This is a genomic window from Variovorax ginsengisoli, from assembly GCF_030486595.1.
Taxonomy (GTDB): domain Bacteria; phylum Pseudomonadota; class Gammaproteobacteria; order Burkholderiales; family Burkholderiaceae_C; genus Variovorax; species Variovorax ginsengisoli_B.
The window spans coordinates 107,393-129,887 of the sequence record NZ_JAUJZH010000011.1 but is presented as its reverse complement, the minus strand read 5'-3'; the positions used below and the strand labels follow the sequence as shown (position 1 = coordinate 129,887).

Annotated in this window: 16 protein-coding genes; 9 read left to right on the top strand and 7 right to left on the bottom strand. The window is 68.9% G+C overall.

What is annotated here, in order from left to right:
- Positions 1–11 precede the first annotated feature (11 nt).
- Genes glgX through QZH52_RS16970 form a run of 3 tightly spaced genes read right to left on the bottom strand, consistent with a single transcriptional unit; the run spans position 12 to position 5,839 of the window.
- Positions 12–2,051 carry a glycogen debranching protein GlgX gene (gene glgX / locus QZH52_RS16980; RefSeq protein ID WP_301811084.1) on the bottom strand — a complete coding sequence of 680 codons (2,040 nt, stop codon included), beginning with the start codon at positions 2,049–2,051 and terminating at the stop codon, positions 12–14.
- Between the two features lie 16 nt (positions 2,052–2,067).
- Positions 2,068–4,227, bottom strand: coding sequence for a 1,4-alpha-glucan branching protein GlgB (gene glgB, locus QZH52_RS16975; RefSeq protein ID WP_301811081.1), 2,160 nt, complete (start codon positions 4,225–4,227; stop codon positions 2,068–2,070).
- Entirely contained in the window at positions 4,217–5,839 is a 1,623-nt protein-coding gene (locus QZH52_RS16970; protein WP_301811078.1) for an alpha-glucosidase, read from the bottom strand. The genes glgB and QZH52_RS16970 overlap by 11 nt, the downstream gene beginning before the upstream one ends.
- Positions 5,840–6,011: 172 nt before the next feature.
- Between QZH52_RS16970 and leuS the strand changes: the two genes are divergently transcribed.
- From leuS to gshB, 8 genes are all read left to right on the top strand, one after another.
- Positions 6,012–8,651, top strand: a complete 2,640-nt coding sequence (leuS, locus tag QZH52_RS16965) for a leucine--tRNA ligase (RefSeq protein WP_301811074.1) — start codon at positions 6,012–6,014, stop codon at positions 8,649–8,651.
- Positions 8,648–9,148, top strand: coding sequence for an LPS-assembly lipoprotein LptE (locus QZH52_RS16960; RefSeq protein ID WP_301811072.1), 501 nt, complete (start codon positions 8,648–8,650; stop codon positions 9,146–9,148). Before leuS ends, QZH52_RS16960 begins: the two co-directional genes overlap by 4 nt.
- A 6-nt stretch (positions 9,149–9,154) precedes the next feature.
- The gene (holA, locus tag QZH52_RS16955; RefSeq protein WP_301811070.1) at positions 9,155–10,228 is read left to right on the top strand and encodes a DNA polymerase III subunit delta; all 1,074 of its coding nucleotides are present in this window, start codon (positions 9,155–9,157) and stop codon (positions 10,226–10,228) included.
- Positions 10,229–10,319: 91 nt separating this feature from the next.
- Positions 10,320–11,612 carry a glutamate-5-semialdehyde dehydrogenase gene (locus tag QZH52_RS16950; RefSeq protein WP_301811067.1) on the top strand — a complete coding sequence of 431 codons (1,293 nt, stop codon included), beginning with the start codon at positions 10,320–10,322 and terminating at the stop codon, positions 11,610–11,612.
- 117 nt (positions 11,613–11,729) lie between these two features.
- A complete protein-coding gene (gene gshA, locus QZH52_RS16945) occupies positions 11,730–13,028 on the top strand; it encodes a glutamate--cysteine ligase (protein WP_286533557.1) in 1,299 nt (432 codons plus the stop codon).
- Positions 13,029–13,180: 152 nt separating this feature from the next.
- Positions 13,181–15,049 (top strand): potassium transporter Kup, encoded by a 1,869-nt coding sequence (locus QZH52_RS16940; RefSeq protein ID WP_301811064.1) that lies wholly within the window; start codon positions 13,181–13,183, stop codon positions 15,047–15,049.
- Between the two features lie 19 nt (positions 15,050–15,068).
- Positions 15,069–16,316, top strand: a complete 1,248-nt coding sequence (locus tag QZH52_RS16935) for a benzoate/H(+) symporter BenE family transporter (RefSeq protein ID WP_301811062.1) — start codon at positions 15,069–15,071, stop codon at positions 16,314–16,316.
- Positions 16,313–17,260, top strand: coding sequence for a glutathione synthase (gshB, locus tag QZH52_RS16930; protein ID WP_301811060.1), 948 nt, complete (start codon positions 16,313–16,315; stop codon positions 17,258–17,260). Before QZH52_RS16935 ends, gshB begins: the two co-directional genes overlap by 4 nt.
- A 72-nt stretch (positions 17,261–17,332) precedes the next feature.
- Here the strand turns inward: gshB and QZH52_RS16925 are convergent, their stop codons facing one another.
- Both QZH52_RS16925 and QZH52_RS16920 read right to left on the bottom strand, forming a co-directional pair.
- Positions 17,333–18,097: a class II glutamine amidotransferase gene (locus QZH52_RS16925; protein WP_301811057.1), complete on the bottom strand. Its 765-nt coding sequence runs from the start codon at positions 18,095–18,097 to the stop codon at positions 17,333–17,335.
- Between the two features lie 24 nt (positions 18,098–18,121).
- Entirely contained in the window at positions 18,122–19,579 is a 1,458-nt protein-coding gene (locus tag QZH52_RS16920) for an MFS transporter (RefSeq protein WP_301811056.1), read from the bottom strand.
- A gap of 118 nt (positions 19,580–19,697) precedes the next feature.
- Here QZH52_RS16920 and QZH52_RS16915 point away from each other — a divergent pair, with 118 nt between their 5' ends.
- Positions 19,698–20,996: a zinc-binding metallopeptidase family protein gene (locus QZH52_RS16915; protein ID WP_301811054.1), complete on the top strand. Its 1,299-nt coding sequence runs from the start codon at positions 19,698–19,700 to the stop codon at positions 20,994–20,996.
- Here QZH52_RS16915 and QZH52_RS16910 read toward each other — a convergent pair.
- Both QZH52_RS16910 and QZH52_RS16905 read right to left on the bottom strand, forming a co-directional pair.
- Positions 20,987–21,208 (bottom strand): cysteine-rich CWC family protein, encoded by a 222-nt coding sequence (locus tag QZH52_RS16910; protein WP_301811052.1) that lies wholly within the window; start codon positions 21,206–21,208, stop codon positions 20,987–20,989. The genes QZH52_RS16915 and QZH52_RS16910 overlap by 10 nt on opposite strands.
- A complete protein-coding gene (locus QZH52_RS16905; RefSeq protein ID WP_301811051.1) occupies positions 21,205–22,464 on the bottom strand; it encodes a 6-phosphofructokinase in 1,260 nt (419 codons plus the stop codon). The genes QZH52_RS16910 and QZH52_RS16905 overlap by 4 nt, the downstream gene beginning before the upstream one ends.
- Between the last annotated feature and the right edge of the window lie 31 nt (positions 22,465–22,495).

The following is a 22,495-nucleotide window of genomic DNA, read 5'->3' as shown; positions in this document are numbered from 1 at the left end:
TGCCGGCGCCTTCATGTTTTTGCGACCCAGAGGCTGCCCGGCGCCAGCGTCTGGGTCGCATCGAGGCGCTGGGCCGCGGCCTCGTCGTCGGCCGCGTCGCTGGCCAGCCGGCAGGTCCAGCGGCCCGGCGGCAGGGTGAAACCGACCGGGGCGGTGCCGGCATTCAGCAGCACCAGCCAGCGCTCGGCCGGTGGCGGCGCCTCGAACAGGATGGCCATTGCACGGCGATCACCGGCCTGCCAGTCTTCGTTGCGCATCGGGTGGCCCTCCGGCGCCAGCCAGCGCAGCGCGGTGGTGCCCGGCACGGCCTCGGCCGGCCACCACTGCGTGCTGCGCAGGGGAGCGGCTTCGCGGCGCAGCGCCAGCAGGCGGGCGACGAAGGCGGGCATGGCGCCGTCGGCACGGTCCCAGTCGAGCCAGGTGGTGTCGTTGTCCTGGCAGTAGGCGTTGTTGTTGCCGCGCTGGGTATGGCCGATTTCGTCGCCGGCCAGCAGCATCGGCGTGCCTTGCGACAGCAGCAGCACGGCCAGCAGCACCCGTTGCAGGCGCCGCCGCTCGGCGCGCACGGCGGGGTCGTCGGTCTCGCCCTCGACGCCGCAATTGCGGCTCAGGTTGTGGCCGCTGCCGTCGCGGTTGCCCTCGCCGTTGGCCAGGTTGTGGCGCTCGTTGTAGCTCAGCAGGTCGCGCAGCGTGAAGCCGTCGTGCGCGGTGATGAAGCTGACACTGGCCGTGGGCGCGCGGGCGTTGCGCCTGAAGTCGTCGCTCGAGGCCGTGAAGCGATGGGCGAATTCGCCCAGGCCCTCGATGCCCTGCAGCCAGAAGCCGCGCTGCACATCGCGGAAGCGGTCGTTCCATTCGAGCCAGCCGGCCGGGAACTCGCCGAGCCGGTAGCCCCCCGGGCCGATGTCCCAGGGTTCGGCGATCAGCAAGGTGCGCGCCAGCACCGGGTCCTGCGCGATGGCCGCGAGGAAGGGCGCGCGAGGGTCGAAGTCGCCGTCGGCGCCGCGCGCGAGCACCGGCGCGAGGTCGAAGCGGAAGCCGTCGACGCCGAGCTCGCAGACCCAGTAGCGCAGGCTGTCCATCACCAGCGCGAGCGCCCTGGGCTCGGCCAGGTTGAGGCAGTTGCCGCAGCCGGTCCAGTTCTGGTAGAGCGCCCGGTCGTCGGGGCGCAGGTGGTAGTAGAGCGCGTTGTCGATGCCGCGCAGGCTCAGCGTCGGCCCGAGCTCGTCGGTCTCGGCGCTGTGGTTGTAGACCACGTCGATTACCAGTTCCATGCCGCGTGCATGGACGGCATCGGCCAGGGCGCGGAACTCGCTCGCCGGCGTGGTGCCGGCTCGGCCGCTCCAGTAGCGGACCTCGGGCACGAACCAGCCGATCGTGCTGTAGCCCCAGTAGTTGCTGAGGCCGAGGGCGAGCAGGCGAGACTCGTCGGCGCGCTGCTGGACCGGCATCAGGCTCAGCGTGGTGACGCCGAGGCGCTGCAGATGGTCGAGCACCACCGGCTCGGCGAGGCCGGCGTAGCTGCCGCGCAGGGCCTCGGGGACACCCGGGTGGCGGCGGGTCTGGCCGCGCACATGGACCTCGTACAGTACCCGTTCACCGGCCGGGATGCGGCTGCGCCCGGGCGGCGCCGCGGGCAGCGGGGTCGTGACGCGGGCCTTGAGCGCGATGGCCGCGTTGTCGCGCGCATCGCGCTGCAGCGGCTGCGCGGGGTCGTGGCCCAGGAACAGGTCTTCGCCGCCATAGCGGCCGACGATCTCGCGCGCGTAGGGGTCGAGCAGCAGCTTGGCGGGGTTGAAGCGCAGCCCCTCGGCGGGCGACCAGGGGCCATGGACGCGCCAGCCGTAGACCAGGCCGGGCCGGGCACCCGGCAGGCGGGCGTGCCAGACGCCGTCGGTCCGGGCCTGCAGCCGCAGGCGCTGCTGCTCGTGGGCGCCGGTGCCGTCGAACAGGCACAGCTCCACGGCCGTGGCGTTGGGTGCAGCGAGCGCGAAATTGACCTCGTCGGGGCTCGCCGTGGCGCCGAGCGGCAGGGGCGTGCCGTCGTTCATGGGCGCTGCCCCGACCTCACGCGAGCACCCACATCACGGTTCCGAGCGGCGGCACCGACATCACCATCGAGCGTGCCCGGCCATGCCAGTGCACGGGCTCGCTGGCAACCGGCCCGTTGCCCACGCCGCTGCCCCCGTAGACGTGGTTGTCGGTGTTGATGATTTCGCGGTAGGTGCCGTCCGCCGGCATCCCGAGTCGATAGCCGATCCGCGGCACCGGCGTGAAGTTGCATACCGCCACCACGAAGCGGCCGTCGCGTGCCCGCCGCACGAAGGAGAACACCGAGTGGTCGGCGTCGTCGTGGCAGATCCACTCGAAGCCTTCGCCCTCGCAGTCGAGCTCGTGCAGCGCCGGGAAGTGCCGGTAGACGTTGTTGAGGTCGCGCACCAGCCGGCGAATTCCCTGGTGCGCCGGCTGGTCGAGCAGGTGCCAGTCGAGGCTGCGGTCGGCGTTCCATTCGGCGAACTGGGCGATTTCGCCGCCCATGAACAGCAGCTTCTTGCCCGGGTAGGCCCACAGGTAGCCGTACAGGTTGCGCAGGCCGGCGAACTTCTGCCAGTTGTCGCCGGGCATGCGCCCGATCATCGAGCCCTTGCCGTGCACCACCTCGTCGTGCGACAGCGGCAGCACGAAGTTCTCGCTGAAGGCGTACATCAGGCCGAAGGTGATCCGCTGGTGATGGTGCTTGCGGTAGATCGGGTTGATCCCGGCATAGGCCAGGGTGTCGTTCATCCAGCCCATGTTCCATTTGTAGTGGAAGCCGAGGCCGCCGTTCTCGGGCGGCCGCGTCACGCCCGGGAAGCTGGTCGATTCCTCGGCCAGGGTCATGGCGCCCGGCCGCTCGACGCCGACCACCCGGTTCATGCGGCGCAGGAACTCGATCGCCTCGAGGTTCTCGCGGCCGCCGAGCGCGTTCGGCACCCATTCGCCGGCCTTGCGGCTGTAGTCGCGGTAGAGCATCGAGGCCACCGCGTCGACCCGCAGGCCGTCGACGCCATAGCGCTCGAGCCAGTACAGCGCGTTGCCGACCAGGTAGTTGCGCACCTCGACCCGCGCATAGTTGAAGATCAGCGTCTGCCAGTCGTTGTGGAAGCCTTCGCGCGGGTCGGCGTACTCGTAGAGAGCGGTGCCGTCGAAGTTGGCGAGCCCGTGGACGTCGGTCGGGAAATGGGCCGGCACCCAGTCGAGGATCACGCCCAGGCCCGCCGCATGGGCGGCTTCGACGAAGTGGCGGAAGTCGCTTGGCGTGCCGAAGCGCGAGGTCGGCGCATAGAGGCCGATCGGCTGGTAGCCCCAGGAACCGTCGAACGGGTGCTCGCTGACCGGCAGCAGCTCGATGTGCGTGAAGCCCATGTCGCGGGCATAGGGCACCAGGGTGTCGGCCAGTTCGCGGTAGTCGAGCCATTCGTGGCCGTTCTTGCGCCGCCAGGAGCCCAGGTGCACCTCGTAGATGCTGATCGCGGCGTCGCGCGCGTTGGCATCGGCGCGTCCGGGCGGCAGGGCCACGGGGGCCGGCAGCGGCTGCACCACACAGGCGGTGTCGGGCCGCAGGCGGGCCGAGAAGCCGAAAGGGTCGGCCTTGCGCAGCACCTGGCCCTGGGCCGAGAGCAGCTCGAATTCGTAGGCGTCGCCGGGTGCCACGTGCGGCGCGAAGATCTCCCAGACCCCACACTCGCGCCGCAGGCGCATCATGTGCCGCCGGCCGTCCCACTGGTTGAAGTCGCCGACCACCGAGACCCGGCGCGCATTCGGTGCCCAGACCGCGAAGGCGACGCCGCGCACGCCGTCGATCTCGCGCAGGTGGGCGCCGAGCTGCTCGTAGGGCCGCAGGTGGGTGCCCTCGGCCAGCAGCCAGACGTCGGTCTCGCCGAGCACCGGCGGGAATCGATACGGGTCTTCGAGCGCCGATCTGTGCGCGCCCCAGTCGACCTCGAAGCGATAGCCGAGCCGGGCCTCCGAGGCCGGCACCAGGGCGGCGAAGAGGTCGCTGTCGCCCTGGCGGTCGAGTTGGGCCAGCGGCCAACCCGAGCCCGAGTGCAGCACGGCCACGGACTGCGCGCCCGGCAGCAGGGCGCGGACCCACAAGCCCTCGTCCGTCTCGTGCGGACCGAGCACGGCGAACGGGTCGCCATGTTCGGCGCGCATCAGTGCGCGGACTTCGGCTTCAGGCAGCATGCGGGGGTTCTCCCATGAAAACGCCATAGGGCGGCAGCGTCAGCATGCGGCCGTCGAGTCCGGCGCCGGCGAACGGCGATCCGGGCAGCGGCACCAACGGCGCGTCCAGTTGCAGCGTCGCCGGTGCGTCGGACAGATTGAACACCGCCTGCAGCGCCTTGTCACCTTCGCGCCGCTCGAACCACAGCAAGGGTTCGGGCGCATCGAAGAAGCGCATGCCGCCGGTCCGCAGCAGCGGCTGGGTGCGGCGCCAGTGCAGCAGGGCGCGGCTGTAGTGCAGCATCGAGCGCGGATCGCCGGCCTGCTGGTCGATCGCCAGTGCCAGGTGGGCTTCCGATACCGGCAGCCAGGGCAGCCCGTCGGTGAAGCCCCCGTGCGGCTGGTCGGCCCGCCAGGGCATCGGGGTGCGGCAGCCGTCGCGGCCCTTGAATTCGGGCCAGAAGGCGCGGCCGTACGGGTCCTGCAGCAGCTCGAAGGGCACCTCGGCCTCGGGCAGGCCGAGTTCCTCGCCCTGGTAGACACTGGCGCTGCCGCGCAGCGACAGCAGCAGCGCCAGCCAGAGCCGGTCGCGCCGGGTGTCGGCCGAGCCGGCGGCGTTCCATCGGCTGGCGACCCGGGGCACGTCGTGGTTCGACACCGCCCAGCAGCCCCAGCCGTCGGTCCTGGCCAGGGCGCTGTCGAGCGCCTCGACCTGGGTCCGCAGGTGGCGCGCGCTGTGTTCGCTGGTCAGCAGGCTGAAGCTGTAGGCCAGGTGCAGCCGCTTGTCGCGTTCGGTGTAGCGCGCCATCACGGGCGGCGCGTCCTCGTCGCCGACCTCGCCCAGCGCGACCGCGCCATAGCCGTCGAGCAGCCGGCGCAGCTTTTCGAGGAACAGCAGGTTCTCAGGCTGGCTCTTGTCGTGCAGGTGCTGCTGCATCGCATAGGGGTTGTCGGCCCGCACCGTGCTCACCTCGCCACCGCTGGCCGGCGGGTTGTCGCGCAATTGCGCATCGTGGAACTGGTGGTTGCAGGCATCGAAGCGGAAGCCGTCGACGCCGCGCTCGCACCAGAACTTCACCTCGCCCAGCAGCGCCTCCTGGACGGCGGGGCAATGGAAATTGAGGTCTGGCTGCTCTGCCAGGAAACTGTGCAGGTAGTACTGGCGCCGCCGCGAGTCCCATTGCCAGGCCGAGCCGCCGAAGACCGAGAGCCAGTTGTTGGGCGGCGTGCCGTCGGGTTGGGGGTCGGCCCAGACGTACCAGTCGGCCTGCGGGTTGTCGCGGCTGGCCCGGCTGGCGGCGAACCAGGCATGTTGGTCGGAGGTGTGGGACAGCACCTGGTCGATGATGATCTTGAGGCCGAGCCCGTGGGCCCGGGCCAGCAGGGCGTCGAAATCGGCCAGGGTGCCGAAGATCGGGTCGACCGCCCGGTAGTCCGAGACGTCGTAGCCGAAATCCTTCATCGGGGAGCGGAAGAACGGAGAAATCCAGATCGCGTCCACCCCCAGGCCCGCCACGTGGCCCAAGGTGCCCGTGATCCCCGGCAGATCGCCGATGCCGTCGCCATTGCTGTCCATGAAGCTGCGCGGGTAGATCTGGTAGATCACCGCGCCCCGCCACCAGTCCTTCGCCATGCATGTCCCCAGGGAATCGAATTCATTGTGGCATGCGAAAAGCATGCCGCTCGCCCCCAGGCAGGCGGTGGACGGGCTACATGAAGTGAGCCTAACCCGGGGGCGAGTATCAGTTCCCCGCGATAATCCGCCTTCCCCCGGCCGCCTGGCGCCGGGTCGTTGTCGAGTGCCCATGAACCCCAGCTACAAACCCGCCGATGTCGAGTCGGCCGCCCAGGCCCACTGGACCGCCGCCGATGCCTACCGCGTGACCGAAGACACGCGCAAGAAGAAGTACTACGCCTGCTCGATGCTGCCCTACCCCAGCGGCAAGCTGCACATGGGCCACGTGCGCAACTACACGATCAACGACATGCTCACGCGCTACCTGCGCATGAGCGGCTACAACGTCCTGATGCCCATGGGCTGGGACGCCTTCGGCTTGCCGGCCGAGAACGCAGCGCTCAAAAACGGCGTTCCACCGGCGAAATGGACCTACGAGAACATCGGCTACATGAAGGGCCAGCTCCAGGCCATGGGCCTGGCGATCGACTGGAGCCGCGAGATCGCCACCTGCGATCCGAGCTACTACAAGTGGAACCAGTGGCTGTTCCTGAAGATGCTCGAGAAGGGCATCGCCTACCGCAAGACCCAGGTGGTCAACTGGGACCCGGTCGACCAGACCGTGCTGGCCAACGAGCAGGTGATCGACGGCAAGGGCTGGCGCACCGGCGCCACGGTCGAGCGGCGCGAGATTCCCGGCTACTACCTCAAGATCAGCGACTACGCCGAGGAACTGCTCGAGCACACCCAGCACAAGTTGCCGGGCTGGCCCGAACGCGTCAAGCTGATGCAGGAGAACTGGATCGGCAAGAGCGAAGGCGTGCGCTTCGCGTTCACGCACAAGATCAAGGACGACCAGGGCCACCTGATCCAGGACGGCCGCATGTACGTCTTCACGACCCGTGCCGACACCATCATGGGCGTGACCTTCTGCGCCGTGGCGCCCGAGCATCCGCTGGCCGTCCATGCCGCGAAGACCAACCCCAAGGTGGCCGCCTTCATCGCCGAGGCCAAGGGCGGCGGCACCACCGAGGCCGAGCTGGCGACGCAGGAAAAGAAGGGCGTGCCGACCGGCCTCACCGTGACCCACCCGATCACCGAGGAGCAGGTCCCGGTCTGGGTCGGCAACTACGTGCTGATGAGCTATGGCGACGGCGCCGTGATGGGGGTGCCGGCGCATGACGAGCGCGACTTCGCCTTCGCCAACAAGTACGGCATCGAGATCATCCAGGTCGTGCTGGTCGACGATGAGCCGCACTTCGACTACCACCGCTGGCAGGACTGGTACGCCGACAAGCAGCGCGGCGTGACCATCAATTCCGACAACTTCAGCGGCATGCACCATGCCGAGGCGGTCAAGGCGGTGGCGCATGCCCTCGGCCAGAAGGGCCTGGGCGAGATGCAGACCACCTGGCGCCTGCGCGACTGGGGCGTGAGCCGCCAGCGCTACTGGGGCACGCCGATCCCGATCATTCATTGCGAAGAGCACGGCGCGGTGCCGGTGCCGGAGAAGGACCTGCCGGTGGTGCTGCCGACCGACTGCGTGCCCGACGGCCACGGCAACCCGCTGATCAAGCACGAAGGCTTCCATGCCGGCGTCGTGTGCCCGGTCTGCGGCAAGCCCGCGCGCCGCGAGACCGACACCATGGACACCTTCGTCGACAGCTCGTGGTACTTCATGCGCTACTGCGATCCGACGAACGACGAAGCCATGGTGGCCGACGGCGCGCAGTACTGGATGCCGATGGACCAGTACATCGGCGGCATCGAGCACGCGATCCTGCACCTGCTCTACGCCCGCTTCTGGACCAAGGTCATGCGCGACCTCGGCCTGGTGAAGGTCGACGAGCCCTTCAGCAAGCTGCTGACGCAGGGCATGGTGCTCAACCACATCTTCTACAACCGGGGCGAGAAGGGCGGCAAGAACTACTTCCCGCCCTCGGAGGTCACGCCGGAACTCGACGCGCAGGGGCGCATCGTCGGCGGCACGCTGGCCGACGGCACGAAGCTCGAATACGGCGGCGTCGGCAAGATGGGCAAGACCGAGCGCAACGGCGTCGACCCGCAGGACCTGATCGAGAAGTACGGCGCCGACACGGCCCGGCTCTACACCATGTTCACCGCGCCGCCCGAGGCCACGCTCGAATGGAACGACGCAGCGGTCGAAGGCAGCTACCGCTTCCTGCGCCGGGTCTGGAACTTCGGCGTCGCGCAGCATGGCGCCGGCGCCGCGGCGGCGCCGGCGGGCCAGCCGGTGTTCGGCAAGGAGGCCAAGGTGCTGCGCCACGAGATCCACACCGTGCTGCGCCAGATCGACTACGACTACCAGCGCATGCAGTACAACACGGTGGTGTCGGGGGCGATGAAGCTGCTCAACGCGCTGGAAGGCTTCAAGCCGGCCGCGGACGACGCCGGCAACCGCGCCGCGGTGCGCGAAGGCTTCGGCATCCTGCTGCGCTGCCTGTACCCGGCGACACCGCACATCGCGCACGCGCTCTGGCATCAGCTCGGCTACGACAAGGACCAGGGCGGCCTGCTCGATGCGCCCTGGCCGGTGGTCGACGCCAGCGCGCTGGCGCGCGACGAGATTGAACTGATGCTGCAGATCAACGGCAAGCTGCGCGGCTCGCTGCGCGTGCCGGCCGCGGCGACCAAGCCGGAGATCGAGAAGATCGCGCTCGCCTGCGAGGATTTCGTTCAGCACGCCGCGGGTGCCGCTGCCAAGCGCATCATCGTCGTGCCGGGCCGGCTGGTGAACGTGGTTCTATGAGACGCCGATCCAACCGCCGCGGCTTTCTGGCGGCCGCGGGCGCGATGGTGCTCGCAGGCTGCGGCTTCGAGTTGCGCAAGGCGCCGGAGTTCGCGTTCAAGAGCATCGCGGTGATGGGGACCTCCGCGTTCTCGAACTACCTGCGGCGGCAGCTGCGGGCCGCCGGCACCCTGGAGGTGTTGCCGGCCGACCAGGCAGACAAGGCCGAGGCGGTGCTGGAGATCCTGGGCGAGAGTCGCAACAACATCGTGCTCTCGACCACGCCCGACGGCCAGGTGCGCGAACTGCAGCTGATCCTGACGCTGCGCTTCAGGGTGCGGGGCCAGGGCGGCAAGGAATTGCTCGGGCCGACCGAGATCCAGCAGTCGCGCGACATCACCTACAACGAGACGGCGGCGCTGGCCAAGGAAGGCGAGGCCGAACTGCTGTACCGCGACATGCAGAACGACATCGCCCAGCAGGTGCTGCGCCGGCTGGCTGCGATCAAGGCCTTCTGACACGCCGTGCAACTCGCGACTGCCCAGCTCTTGTCCCACCTCGCGAAGCGGGTGGCGCCGCTCTACGTCATCCACGGCGACGAGCCGCTGCTGGCGCAGGAGGCCGCCGATGCGATCCGCGCCGCGGCGCGCAGCCAGGGTTATACCGAGCGGAGCGCCTACACCGTGGCCGGTGCCCATTTCGACTGGGGCGCGGTGCTGGCGGCGGGCGGTTCGCTGAGCCTCTTCGCGGACAAGCAGATCGTCGAGATCCGGATCCCGTCGGGCAAGCCCGGCAAGGACGGCAGCGCCGCGCTGCAGCAGATCGCCGAGGCCGCAGCCGGCGATGACAGCACCCTGACGCTGGTGCTGCTGCCCCGGCTCGACAAGGCGACTCGCAGCGGCGCCTGGTTCGCCGCGCTCGAGAGCCATGGCGTCAGCCTGCAGGTCGACACCGTCGAGCGCGCCGCGCTGCCGCAGTGGATCGCCCAGCGGCTGGCGCTGCAGGGGCAGCGCGTGAAGGCCGGCGAAGAAGGCCAGCGCACCTTGCAGTTCTTCGCCGACCGGGTCGAGGGCAACCTGCTGGCCGCCCACCAGGAAATCCAGAAACTGGCGCTGCTGCACCCTGAAGGCGAACTCGGCTGGGAGCAGGTCGAAGCCGCGGTCAACAACGTCGCGCGCTACGACGTCTTCAAGCTGTCGGAAGCGGTGCTGGCGGGCAATCCGCAGCGGGTCGCGCGCATGCTCGACGGCCTGCAGGCCGAAGGCGAGGCCGAGGTGCTGGTGCACTACACGCTGGCCGAGGACATCCGGGCCCTGAAGCGGGTCAGGGACGCGATGGCGGCCGGCCGGCCACTGCCGATGGCGTTGCGCGAGAACCGCATCTGGGGTCCGCGCGAGCGGGCCTTCGAGCGGGTGCTGCCGCGGCTCGACGACCGGGCGCTGGCGCGCATGCTGCGCGCCGCGCACGTGGTCGACGGCATCGTCAAGGGCCTCAAGCAGCCCGACTGGCCGGCCAACGGCTGGCAGGCGCTGCAGCGGCTGGCGCTGATGCTATGCCGGGCCTGCGGACCCGCCGCGTCGGCGCCCCGGGCCCGCTGACCGAGCGGGCGACGGGCCGGCGACGCACAAGAATGGTGCGCAACTGTCCCCTGGCGCACGCCGCCTTTGGCCCTCGCGGCACAATCCGGGGATGAATACGTTGAATGTTTCCGAGTACGTCCAGACGCTCGGGTTGCAAGCCAAGCTCGCTTCGGCCCTGATGGCACGGGCGGATTCCGCCACCAAGAACAAGGCCCTGAAGGCGCTGGCGCGCCGCCTGCGCGCCGCGGCCGCCCCCTTGGCCGAAGCCAATGCCAAGGACCTGGCGCGGGCCGAAGGCGCCGGCCTGTCGGCGCCGATGGTCGATCGCCTCAAGCTGACCCCCAAGGCCATCGAGACCGTCGCCCAGGGCTGCGAGCAGCTGGCCGCGATGTCCGACGTGATCGGCGAGGTCATCGGCATGCGGCAGCAGCCCAGCGGCATCCGGGTCGGCCAGATGCGGGTGCCGATCGGGGTCTTCGGCATGATCTACGAGAGCCGGCCCAACGTGACCATCGAGGCGGCCAGCCTGGCGATCAAGAGCGGCAACGCGGCGATCCTGCGCGGCGGCTCGGAGGCGATCGAATCGAACAAGGCGCTGGCGCTGCTGGTGGCCGAGTCGCTCGAAGAGGCCGGCCTGCCGGTCGACGCCGTGCAACTGGTGGGCACCACCGACCGCGAGGCCGTGGGGCAGCTGATCGCGATGCCGCAATTCGTCGACGTCATCATTCCGCGCGGCGGCAAGGGCCTGATCGAGCGCATCAGCCGCGACGCCCGGGTGCCGGTGATCAAGCACCTCGACGGCAACTGCCATGTCTATGTCGACCACACGGCCGAGCTCGACATGGCCCTGAAGATCGTCGACAACGCGAAGACCCAGAAATACAGCCCCTGCAACGCGGCTGAAGGCCTGCTGGTGGCCTCGTCGATCGCCGAGACCTTCCTGCCCGAGATCGGCGCCATCTTCGCCGCCAAGGGCGTCGAGATGCGCTGCGACCCGGTGGCGGCGCAGATCCTGCGCGCCGAGGGCGGGCACCTGCCGGCCGACAAGGTGCTCGACGCGGTCGAATCGGACTGGTCCGAGGAATACCTGGCCGCGGTCATCAGCATCAAGGTGGTCGAGGGCGTGGACGAGGCCATCGCGCACATCAACCACTACTCGAGCCACCACACGGACGCGATCGTCACCCGCGACCACATGAACGCCCAGCGCTTCCTGCGCGAGGTCGATTCGGCCAGCGTGATGGTGAATGCGAGCACCCGTTTCGCCGACGGCTTCGAGTTCGGCCTGGGCGCCGAGATCGGCATCAGCACCGACAAGTTCCACGCCCGCGGGCCGGTCGGGATCGAGGGCCTGACCTCGCTCAAGTACGTGGTTCTGGGCCAGGGCGAAGTACGGACCTGACCCGGGTGCCCGGACGCGAAGCGCCGGGCAAGCGGGGGCGAGCTTGTCATCGGGGCGTCCGTCCCCAAATCTACAATCCTTGGCTTAGCCCAGGCATAAATCCAACAAGGCCGCCGCATGGTCCCCCATCTCGTCACCGCCCTGACCGGCCCCATCAACGAACTCGAGCAGCGCGTGCTCGACTCGACGCCCGCCATCGAACGCTGGTTCCGGCTCGAATGGATGGAGCACACGCCGCCGTTCTACAGCTCGGTCGACATCCGCAACGCCGGCTTCAAGCTGGCGCCGGTCGACACCAACCTCTATCCGGGCGGCTGGAACAACCTCACGCCCGAGATGCTGCCGCTGGCGGTGCAGGCGGCGCAGGCGGCGATCGAGAAGATCTGCCCCGAGGCGCGCAACCTGCTGGTGATCCCCGAGAACCATTCGCGCAACACCTTCTACCTGGCCAACGTGGCCCAGCTGGTGCGGATCTTCCACATGGCCGGCCTGAACGTGCGGGTCGGCTCGATCGATCCGGCGATCAAGTCGCCGAAGAAGATCGAGCTGCCCAACGGCGATACGGTCTGCCTGGAGCCGGTGGCGCGCAGCAAGCGGCGCCTGGGGCTCAAGCACTTCGACCCCTGCACCATCCTGCTCAACACCGACTTGTCGGCCGGCACGCCGGGCATCCTCGAGGACCTGCACGAGCAGTACCTGCTGCCGCCGCTGCACGCCGGCTGGTCGGTGCGCCGCAAGAGCAACCACTTCCACAGCTACGAAGAGGTGTCCAAGCGCTTCGGCAAGCTGCTGGGCATCGACCCCTGGCTGATCAACCCGATGTACGCCAAGGCGGCCGAGGTCAGCTTCGCGACCGGCCAGGGCATCGACGTCCTGACCAGCCATGTCGACGCCCTGCTCACCAAGGTGCGCCGCAAGTACAAGGAATACGGCATCAACGAGAAGCCTTTCGTGGTGGTCAAGACCGACAACGGCAGCCCCGGCCTGGGCGTCATGACGGTGCGCGACGCCAAGGAGATCGAGGCCCTGGTCCGCCGGCCGCGGGCCAGCAAGGCCGGCGCCGCCAAGGAAGGGCAGGAGCCCTGCGACCTGATCGTCCAGGAGGGCGTGCTGACCAACGAGCGGGTCCACAACGGCGTCGCCGAGCCGGTGGTCTACATGATGGACCGCTACGTGGTCGGCGGTTTCTACCGCGTGCACGCCGAGCGCGCGCCGGACGAGAACCTGAACCTGCCGGGCGCCAGCTTCGTGCCGCTGGCGTTCTCGGAAAGTGCGCACTTACCACAGCCGGGCGCCAAGCCGGGCGCCAGCGCGCCCAACCGCTTCTACATGTACGGCGTGATCGGCCGGCTGGCAATGGTGGCCGCGAGCTACGAACTGGAAGCGACCGACCCGGACGCCGAAGTCTATGAATGATTTGGCGATGCAACTTGCAGACCGTCGCGGCGGCGGCAAAATAGCCACCCCATAACAACGTCGACGAGGGTGGGAGCCGATGCAGCGGCCGCAACGGGCCGCAACAGCGCCTCGTGGCGTGCTGCACGCCGCCGACCCTTTGCAGCCCTTCCGTGTCCGCCCCTAAATCCTCCTCCGCTGCGCTGATCCTCGCGGCCATCGGTGTCGTCTACGGCGACATCGGCACGAGCGTCCTGTATGCGGTCAAAGAGGTGTTCGGCCACGGCCACGTGCCTTTCACGATCGACAACGTCTACGGCATCCTGTCGATGTTCTTCTGGACGCTGACGGTGATCGTCTCGCTGAAGTACGTCGTGCTGGTGCTGCGGGCCGACAACGAAGGCGAGGGCGGCCTGGTCGCGATGCTGGCGCTGGCCTCCCAGGCGGTGGTCGACAAGCCGCGGCTGCGCCGGGTGCTGCTGGTGGTCGGCATCTTCGGCACCTCGCTGTTCTACGGCGACGGCGTCATCACGCCGGCGATCTCGGTGCTGTCGGCGGTCGAGGGCCTGGAGGTGGTGTCGCCGCAGTTCAGGCACTACGTGATCCCGATCACCCTGGTCGTGCTGTTCTGCCTGTTCGCGCTGCAGAAGCACGGCACCGCGGGCATCGGCCGCTTCTTCGGCCCGATCACACTGGCCTGGTTCTTCGCCATCGCGGTGCTCGGCGTGACGCAGATCCTGACCCATCCGGAGATCCTCAAGGCGCTGAGCCCGTTCTACGCGCTGCGCTTCATGTGGGAGAACCCGGGCACCAGCTTCATCATCCTGGGCGCCACCGTGCTGTGCGTGACCGGTGCCGAGGCGCTCTATGCCGACCTCGGCCACTTCGGCAAGAAGCCGATCCGCATCGCCTGGTTCTCGGTCGTCATGCCGGCCCTGACGCTCAACTACTTCGGCCAGGGCGCGCTGCTGCTCGAGAACCCGCTGGCCGTGAAGAACCCGTTCTTCATGATGGCGCCCGAGTGGGCCCTGCTGCCGCTGGTGCTGCTGGCCACGGCCGCCACCGTGATCGCCTCGCAGGCCCTGATCACCGGCGCCTTCAGCGTCACGCGGCAGGTGATCCAGCTCGGCTTCCTGCCGCGCATGAACATCGAGCACACCAGCGTGCGCACCGCGGGCCAGATCTACATCCCGTTCGTCAACTGGGGCCTGTTCGTGGCGATCGTGTTGGCGGTCGTGATGTTCCGTTCGTCGAGCAACCTGGCGGCCGCCTACGGCATCGCGGTGACGACCGACATGCTGATCACCACGGTGCTCACCTTCTTCGTGATCCGCTATGCCTGGAAATACCCGCTGGTCCTGTGCATCGCGGCCACCGGCGCCTTCTTCGTGGTCGACTTCCTGTTCTTCGCCTCGAACCTGCTCAAGCTGTTCGACGGCGGCTGGTTCCCGCTGCTGATCGGCGGCTCGATCTTCACGCTGATGCTGACCTGGAAGGAAGGGCGCCGGCTGATGGGCGAGACCCAGCTGGCCGAGGCCATCGACCTGCGCGGCTTCCTCGATTCGGTCTTCGTGAGCCCGCCGGCGCGGGTCGACGGCACCGCGGTCTTCATGACCGCCGAGCCGGGCGTGGTGCCCAATGCGCTGCTGCACAACTTGAAGCACAACAAGGTGCTGCACGACCAGAACCTGTTCGTCACGGTGCGCAACCACGAGGTGCCCTGGATCCCGATGGACAAGCGCATCGAGATGGAGCCGCTGGGCCATCACTGCTGGCAGGTGGTGGTGCACTACGGCTTCAAGAACGAAATCGACCTGCCGCGCGCGCTCGAACACGCGCGCCTGCGCGGCTGCCAGCTGGAGCCGATGGCGACCAGCTACTTCCTGTCGCGCGACGTCGTGATCCCGACGCTCGGCAGCGGCATGGCGCCCTGGCGCGAGAAGCTGTTCGCGCAGATGCACCACAACGCGAGCGGGGCGGCGGACTTCCTGGGGCTGCCGAACAACGCGGTGGTGGAGCTCGGCTCCAAAATAGAAATCTAGGCCCCGGCACAATCCAGGGATGCGGTTCTTCAAGGATTTGAGCCTCTCGGCCTTCACCGCCGGCTTCGTCGCCGTGCTGGTGGGCTTCACGAGTTCGGTGGCGATCGTGTTCCAGGCCGCCCAGGCCTTCGGCGCCATGCCCGAGATGGTGTCGTCCTGGATGTGGGCGCTGGGCATCGGCATGGGCCTGGCCTCGGTGCTTCCCTCGCTGTGGTGGCGCCAGCCGGTGATGATCGCCTGGAGCACGCCCGGTGCCGCCGTGCTGGCGGTCGCCGGCGCCGGCTACGGCATGGACGAGGCGGTCGGCGCCTTCATCGTCTGCGCGCTGCTGATCGCGCTGGCCGGCGCCACCGGCTGGTTCGAGCGCGTCATGAACAAGATCCCGATGGCACTGGCTTCGGCGCTGCTGGCCGGCGTGCTGGCGCGATTCGGCCTGCAGGCCTTCATCGCCGCCCAGACCGCGCTGCCGCTGGTGCTGCTGATGCTGGGCGCCTACCTGGTGGCCAGGCGGGTGCTGCCGCGCTATGCGGTGCCGCTGACCCTGGGCGTGGGCATCGCCTTCGCCGCCGCACGCGGCGAACTGGCCTGGAGCGCCGTGCATTTCAGCCTGGCGCTGCCGGTGTTCACGATGCCGGCCTTCAGCTGGCAGGCGATGGTCAGCCTGGCGCTGCCGCTGTTCGTCGTCACGATGGCTTCGCAGAACCTGCCCGGCGTGGCCGCGATCCGGGCCGCGGGCTACGACATGCCAGTGTCGAAGCTGATCACGATCAGCGGCCTGTTCACGCTGGTGCTGGCGCCTTTCGGCGCCTTCGCGCTGAACCTGAGCGCCATCACCGCCGCGATCTGCATGGGCCGCGAAGCGCACGAAGACCCGGCACGGCGCTACACGGCGGCGGTAAGCTGCGGCGCGATCTACATCGTGATCGGCGTGTTCGGGGCTGCCGTCACGGGGCTTTTGACCGCCTTCCCGAAAGAACTCGTCGCCACCATCGCAGGCCTGGCGCTGCTCGGCACCATCGGCGGCGGCCTGGCCGCGGCCGTGCGCGACGAGACGCACCGCGAGGCGGCGCTGATCACCTTCCTGGTCACGCTCTCGGGCGTCACGCTGGCGGGCATCGGCTCGGCCTTCTGGGGAGTGGTGGCCGGTGCGCTGGCGCTGGGCATCCAGCAGCTCGGCCGCAAGAAGGCCGCGCCGGGCAAGGACATCGCGCCTGCGTGCAAGATCAAGCAGGAAGCCAAAGCCGCTATTGGAAAGAACAGCCCGTGAACATTCTCTTCGTCGCCGACCCGCTCGAGCAATTCAAGATCTACAAGGACACCACTTTTTCGATGATGCGCGAGGCCCAGCGCCGCGGCCATGGCATCTCGGCCTGCGAGCCGCGCGACCTGGGCTGGCAGACCGGGCAGCCGGTGACGGCCGGCGTGCGCGACATCACGCTCACCGGCAACGGCGACGACTGGTTCACCGAAACCCCGCGCCGCCAGGCGGCGCTGCACGGCTTCGATGCGATCCTGATGCGCAAGGACCCGCCCTTCGACGCCGAGTACATCTACGCCACGCACCTGCTGGGCCAGGCCGAGCGCGAAGGCGCGAAGGTCGTCAACAAGCCGGCCGCGCTGCGCGAGCACCCCGAGAAGCTCGCGGTGATGGAGTTCCAGCAATTCACCAGCCCGACCCTGGTCACGCGCGACCCGGCGGCCGTGCGGGCCTTCCACGCCGAGCACAAGGACATCATCCTGAAGCCGCTCGACGGCATGGGCGGCATGGGCATCTTCCGCGTCCGCGAAGACGGGCTCAACCTGGGCTCGATCACCGAGACCCTCAACAAGAACGGCGCCGAGACCCTCATGGTGCAGCGCTTCGTGCCCGAGATCGCGGCCGGCGACAAGCGCATCCTGATCATCGGCGGCGAGCCGGTGCCCTTCGTGCTGGCCCGCATCCCGCAGGGCACCGAGGTGCGCGGCAACCTGGCGGCCGGCGGCAAGGGCGTGGCGCAGCCGCTGACGCCGAAGAACCGCGAGATCGCGGAGGCCGTGGGCCGCGCGCTGGCGCCGCGCGGGCTGCTGCTGATCGGCCTCGACGTGATCGGCGACTCCGTGACCGAGATCAACGTCACCAGCCCGACCTGCTTCCAGGAGATCACCGAACAGACCGGCTTCGACGTGCCGGCGATGTTCATCGATGCGCTGGAGGCCGAGGTCCGGCGATGAAGGTCGCCGGCGCCTGGAGGGCCACGCTGGCCCCAGAGTCTCCAGAATCCGCGGCAACTTTTTTTTGAGGCCTCAGCTGCAGCGTCGTCCGTCGACGAACACCGCCAGCTCCTGCGGCGCGAACGCCGTCCATTGCTCGTTGGTCGTGAGCGGCGCGGTCACCACCACGGCGACGCGGTCGTTCGGCGTGGTGTGCTGGGCGAAGTCGATGCTCAGGTCTTCGTCGGACAGCTCGGCCGTCAAGAACGGGTGCCGGCGCTCGACGTACCAGAGGTGCGTCGAGGCATGCGCCCACAGCGCCTGGCCGTTCGACAGCATGAAGTTGAAGGTGCCGTGGGCGGCCAGCCGCGGCGCGAGTTCGCGCAAGGTCAAGGTCAGCTCGTCGACGCTCGGCACGCCGGCATGCGACTTGGCCAGCTCCTGCATGATCCAGCAGAACGCGTGTTCGCTGTCGGTGCTGCCGACGGGATGGAAGTTGCCGTGCAGACGGGGCCGGAAATCCTTCAGGTCGCCGTTGTGCGCGAACACCCAGTAGCGGCCCCACAGCTCGCGCACGAACGGGTGGCAGTTCTGCAGGTTGACCGCGCCCTGCGTCGCCTTGCGGATATGGGCGATGACGTTGCGGCTCTGGATCGGGTAGCGCCGGATCAGCTCGGCCACCGGCGACTCGCAGGCCGGCTGATGGTCGACGAAATGCCGCAGCCCCCGGTCTTCGAAGAAGGCGATGCCCCAGCCGTCGGCGTGGTGATCCGTGCGGCCGCCGCGCTGGGCGAAGCCCGTGAAGCTGAAGGTCACGTCGGTCGGCGTGTTGCAGTTCATTCCGAGCAGCTGGCACATGCGGCTATTAGACCTGAAGCGGGCTCATGGCTGCGCGGCGGACGGCTTTACCCGCAGCTGCCAGGCCGCGACGATCGCCAGCGCACACAGGCCCGCCAGCATCAGGAACACCTCGTCGAAGGCCGCCAGCCGCGCCGGGCTGGTCGCCGCGTTGGCGAGCGAATCGCCATGGGCCGCCAACCGCCACTCGAGCACGATCGCGCACAGGCTGACACCAGCGGCGCCGCCGAGCATGCGCAGGAAGTTGATGGCGCTGGCGCCCTGGGGAATCAGCGGCTTGGCCAGCGGCCGCATCGAGCCCAGGTTGAGCGAGGGCAGGATGAAACCGAGTCCGATGCGCCCGATGACCGCGAAGGCCACCAGCAGCCAGAGCGCACTGTCGAGCTTCAGCACCACCATCAGCGCGAAGGAGACGGCCAGCAGCAGCAGCCCGGTGCACACCAGCAGCCAGGTCGGATGCCGGTCGGCCAGCCGGCCCACGCCCGCGATGGTGATCGCGAGCACGATGCCGGCCGGCAGCAGGATGGTGCCGACGTGAGACGCCGACAGCTGCAGCCCGACCTGCATGTAGACCGGCAGCAGGTAGGTCGAGCCGAACAGCGCCGTGCCGTAGATGAAGGCGACCACGCTGCCCATCGCGAACGGGCGGTACTGGAACAGGGCCAGGTTCATCAACGGCGCGCCGCCGCTCGCGGCCAGGCGCTTTTGCCACGCAACGAAAGCGCCGAAGGCGATGCCGGCGCCGGCCAGCAGCAGCGTCGCGTGCAGGGCCGACTCGCCGCGCAGCGCGACCAGGCCGTTCAGCAGGCAGAGCGTGCCGATCGTGCCGAGCGCCAGGCCGCGCCAGTCGAGGCCTTCGCTGCGTGCCGCGACCACGCCGCCGGGCGCGGTGGTCGGCACGAACTTGTAGGCCAGCCAGATCGACGCCAGGCAGAAGGGCACCACCATGAAGAAGATCGAGCGCCAGCCGAACAGGTCGACCAGCACCCCGCCGATGCTCGGTCCGATGGCCGGCGCCAGCACCACGCCCATGCCGAAGATGCCGCTGGCACGGCCCTGCTCGTGGGGCTGGAAGGCGCGCAGGATGATGATCGCCGGGATCGGCTGTACGACCCCGGCCGCCAGCCCCTCGGCCACGCGTGCGGCCAACACCAGCGTGAAATCGGTCGCCAGTCCGCCCGTCATCCCGCCGGCGAGCAGCAGCACCATGGTGCCGACGTAGGTGCGCCGGTAGCCGTAGCGCGAGAGCAGCCAGGGCGTGGTCAGCATCGACACCGTCATCGCCACCATGAAGCCCGAGCTGACCCACTGGGCCCGCTCCTGGCCGAGCGAGAAATGGTGGCTCATGCCGGGGATGGCGACGTTGACGATCGTCGACGACATGATCGAGGCCATCACGCCGACCATGACCGAGACGAGCAGGAGCCAGCGGTAGCGCTCGCCGTAGCGGTTGCTCAGGGACTGCGGGGGAGGATTGTTCATCAAGGAGGGAAATTGCCGCGCTCGGCCGTCCTACAAGGATATCGGCGTTTGCACCGCTCCGCGCCCCGATGCGCGCAGCCACAATCATTCGCCGTCCCCGCACGCGATCCAGACCGCCATGCAAGCCCAGAACCAGAACAACAGCCCCGACGCCGTCCCCGATCCGCTCGAAGCCGACGGCAGCGCCGCCGACAGCGCCGACACCGGCGGCTCGCTGGCCTCCGAGCTGCAGGTGCCGACACTGAGCCGGGCCTACCAGTGCCAGTGCGGCCGCCCGGTGTTCCTGCGCAACAGCCAGTGCCTGGCCTGCCTGACGCCGCTCGGCTACGTGGTCGAGCGGCTCGGCGTGGTGCCGCTCGCGCCTGCCAGTTTCGAGGGCGCCGAAGCCGACACCTTCACGCTCTTCGGCGACGTCCACGGCAAGGCTTACCGGCGTTGCGCCAACCTCATGACGCCGGCTGCCTGCAACTGGATGGTGCCGGCGCCGCGCGAGGGTGACGACCCGGCCTTCAACACCGAGGGCCTGGTGCCTGGCTTGTGCCTGTCGTGCAGCGTGACGCGGACCATTCCCGACCTATCGGTGGAGAGCAACGGCGCGCTCTGGCTGAGCCTCGAACTGGCCAAGCGCCGGCTGATCTCGCAGCTGCTCGCGCTCGGCCTGCCGGTGGTCACGCGCCTGAGCGACCCGGGGCACGGCCTGGCCTTCGACTTCCTGAGCCACGTGCCGGGCGGACCGCATGTCATGACCGGCCACGAGATGGGCGTCATCACGCTGAATGCCGAGGAGGCCGAGGACGCCGTGCGCGAGCGCATCCGGGCCGAGATGCGCGAGCCCTACCGGACCTTGCTGGGCCACTTCCGGCACGAGATCGGCCACTACTACTGGGACCTGCTGGTGGCGCCGACACCGTGGGTCGACGGCTTCCGCCAGCTCTTCGGGGACGAACGCGACGACTACGCCGCGGCCTTGCGCAACCACTACGACAACGGTCCGCCGCTCGACTGGGCCGATCGCTTTGTGACCAGCTACGCGAGCTCGCATCCCTGGGAGGACTGGGCCGAGACCTGGGCCCACTACCTGCACATGGCGGACACTGCCGACACCGCGGTGAGCTTCGGCGTCGACGCGCAGAACGTCGAACTGACGAGCGACCTGTTCGGGCCGTCGGACCTCTGGCAGCCGGAGCACGCCGAGGCAGGCCGTTTCCTCGATTTCCTCAATGGCTGGGTGCGGCTGACCAACGTGCTGAACGAGCTGTCGCGCAGCATGGGCCAGCCCGACTACTACCCCTTCGTGCTGCCCCGCGCGGCGGTGGGCAAGCTGCAGTTCATCCACCAGGTGATCATCGAGCAGCGCGAGCGCGGCGGGTTGCCGGCAATGGCGGCCAAGGAAGAGCCGCCGGTGGCTCAGTCCTGAAGCGCGTCCTGCGCCCCGCAGCGCGCGCAGATGCAGGCCATGCGCCGCTGCCCCTCCGGCACTCGCGCCAGCAGTCCCTCGCTGAAATCCGCCCCCATGCACCAGCAGGGAGGCTGCGCCTGGCCGGTCTCGCGCTCGATCTCCAGTGCGCAACGGTTCGACTCCCCGCACAACGGGCAGCGCGACGGATCGGGGCGCTGGGCCGCGTTCATCCAGCGACCTCGAACCGCGGCAGCTTCTTCGGCACCGCGACGTTCTCCAGTGTTACGTAGACCGGCAGTCCGTCGCGATAAGCCGGGTAGTCCTCGCCCTGGATCAGCGGCAGCAGGTAACGCCGGCATTTGTCGGTGATGCCCCAGCCGTCGTCCGAGATGAAATCGCGCGGCATGAATTTCTCGGCATTGGCCACCGCATCGAGCGATGCCGTGCCGAGCTGGTAGTCGTAGGGGACGTCGGAAATCCGCTCGATGGTCGGCATCACCGCGTTGCGTCCCTCCAGCGCCAGCTCGACCGCGCGCTGGCCGAGTTCATAGGCCTGCTTGACGTCGGTGGCCGACGCGATGTGCCGCGCCGCCCGCTGCAGGTAGTCGGCGACCGCCCAGTGGAACTTGTGGCCCAGCGCCTCCTTGACCATCTGCGCCACCACCGGGGCGGCACCGCCGAGCTGCGCATGGCCGAAGGCATCCTTGGTGCCCTGCTCGGCGAGGAAGCTGCCGTCAGGATGGTGGCAGCCTTCGGACACCACCACCGTGCAGTAGCCGTGGTACTTGACCAGCGCGTCGACCCGGGCCAGGAAGGCCGGCTGGTCAAAGGGAATCTCCGGGAACAGGATCACGACCGGGATGCCCTGGTCGGCCACCAGCCCGCCGGCCGCGGCGATCCAGCCGGCGTGGCGGCCCATCACCTCGATCACGAAGACCTTGGTGGAGGTCGCAGCCATCGAACGCACGTCCATCGAGGCTTCGAGCGTCGACACCGCCACGTACTTGGCGACCGAGCCGAAGCCCGGACAGCAGTCGGTCAGTGGCAGGTCGTTGTCGATGGTCTTGGGCACGTGGATCGCTTGCAGCGGATAGCCCAGCGACTGCGACAGCTGGCTCAGCTTGAAGCAGGTGTCGGCCGAATCGCCGCCGCCGTTGTAGAAGAAATAGCCGATGTCGTGGGCCTTGAAGACCTCGACCAGGCGCTCGTACTCGCGCCGGTTCTTGTCGAGCGACTTGAGCTTGTAGCGGCAGGACCCGAAGGCGCCGCTGGGCGTGCTGCGCAGCGCCGCGATCGCCTCGGCCGACTCGCGGCCGGTGTCGATCAGGTCCTCGGTGAGCGCACCGAGGATGCCGTTGCGGCCGGCGTAGACATGGCCGATGCGATCGGGATGCCGGCGCGCCGTCTCGATCACGCCGCAGGCCGAGGCGTTGATCACGGAGGTGACGCCGCCGGACTGGGCGTAGAAGGCGTTGAGGAGGGGCATGGCGGCATTGTCCCGCAGCCCTCCGCCGGGC

Excerpts from the sequence above, each read along its gene's own strand:
- glgX (WP_301811084.1), bottom strand. The coding sequence starts at position 2,051 with ATGAACGACGGCACGCCCCTGCCGCTCGGCGCCACGGCGAGCCCCGAC.
- glgB (WP_301811081.1), bottom strand. The coding sequence starts at position 4,227 with ATGCTGCCTGAAGCCGAAGTCCGCGCACTGATGCGCGCCGAACATGGC.
- QZH52_RS16970 (WP_301811078.1), bottom strand. The coding sequence starts at position 5,839 with ATGGCGAAGGACTGGTGGCGGGGCGCGGTGATCTACCAGATCTACCCG.
- leuS (WP_301811074.1), top strand. The coding sequence starts at position 6,012 with ATGAACCCCAGCTACAAACCCGCCGATGTCGAGTCGGCCGCCCAGGCC.
- QZH52_RS16960 (WP_301811072.1), top strand. The coding sequence starts at position 8,648 with ATGAGACGCCGATCCAACCGCCGCGGCTTTCTGGCGGCCGCGGGCGCG.
- QZH52_RS16950 (WP_301811067.1), top strand. The coding sequence starts at position 10,320 with ATGAATACGTTGAATGTTTCCGAGTACGTCCAGACGCTCGGGTTGCAA.
- gshA (WP_286533557.1), top strand. The coding sequence starts at position 11,730 with ATGGTCCCCCATCTCGTCACCGCCCTGACCGGCCCCATCAACGAACTC.
- QZH52_RS16935 (WP_301811062.1), top strand. The coding sequence starts at position 15,069 with ATGCGGTTCTTCAAGGATTTGAGCCTCTCGGCCTTCACCGCCGGCTTC.
- QZH52_RS16925 (WP_301811057.1), bottom strand. The coding sequence starts at position 18,097 with ATGTGCCAGCTGCTCGGAATGAACTGCAACACGCCGACCGACGTGACC.
- QZH52_RS16920 (WP_301811056.1), bottom strand. The coding sequence starts at position 19,579 with ATGAACAATCCTCCCCCGCAGTCCCTGAGCAACCGCTACGGCGAGCGC.
- QZH52_RS16915 (WP_301811054.1), top strand. The coding sequence starts at position 19,698 with ATGCAAGCCCAGAACCAGAACAACAGCCCCGACGCCGTCCCCGATCCG.
- QZH52_RS16910 (WP_301811052.1), bottom strand. The coding sequence starts at position 21,208 with ATGAACGCGGCCCAGCGCCCCGATCCGTCGCGCTGCCCGTTGTGCGGG.
- QZH52_RS16905 (WP_301811051.1), bottom strand. The coding sequence starts at position 22,464 with ATGCCCCTCCTCAACGCCTTCTACGCCCAGTCCGGCGGCGTCACCTCC.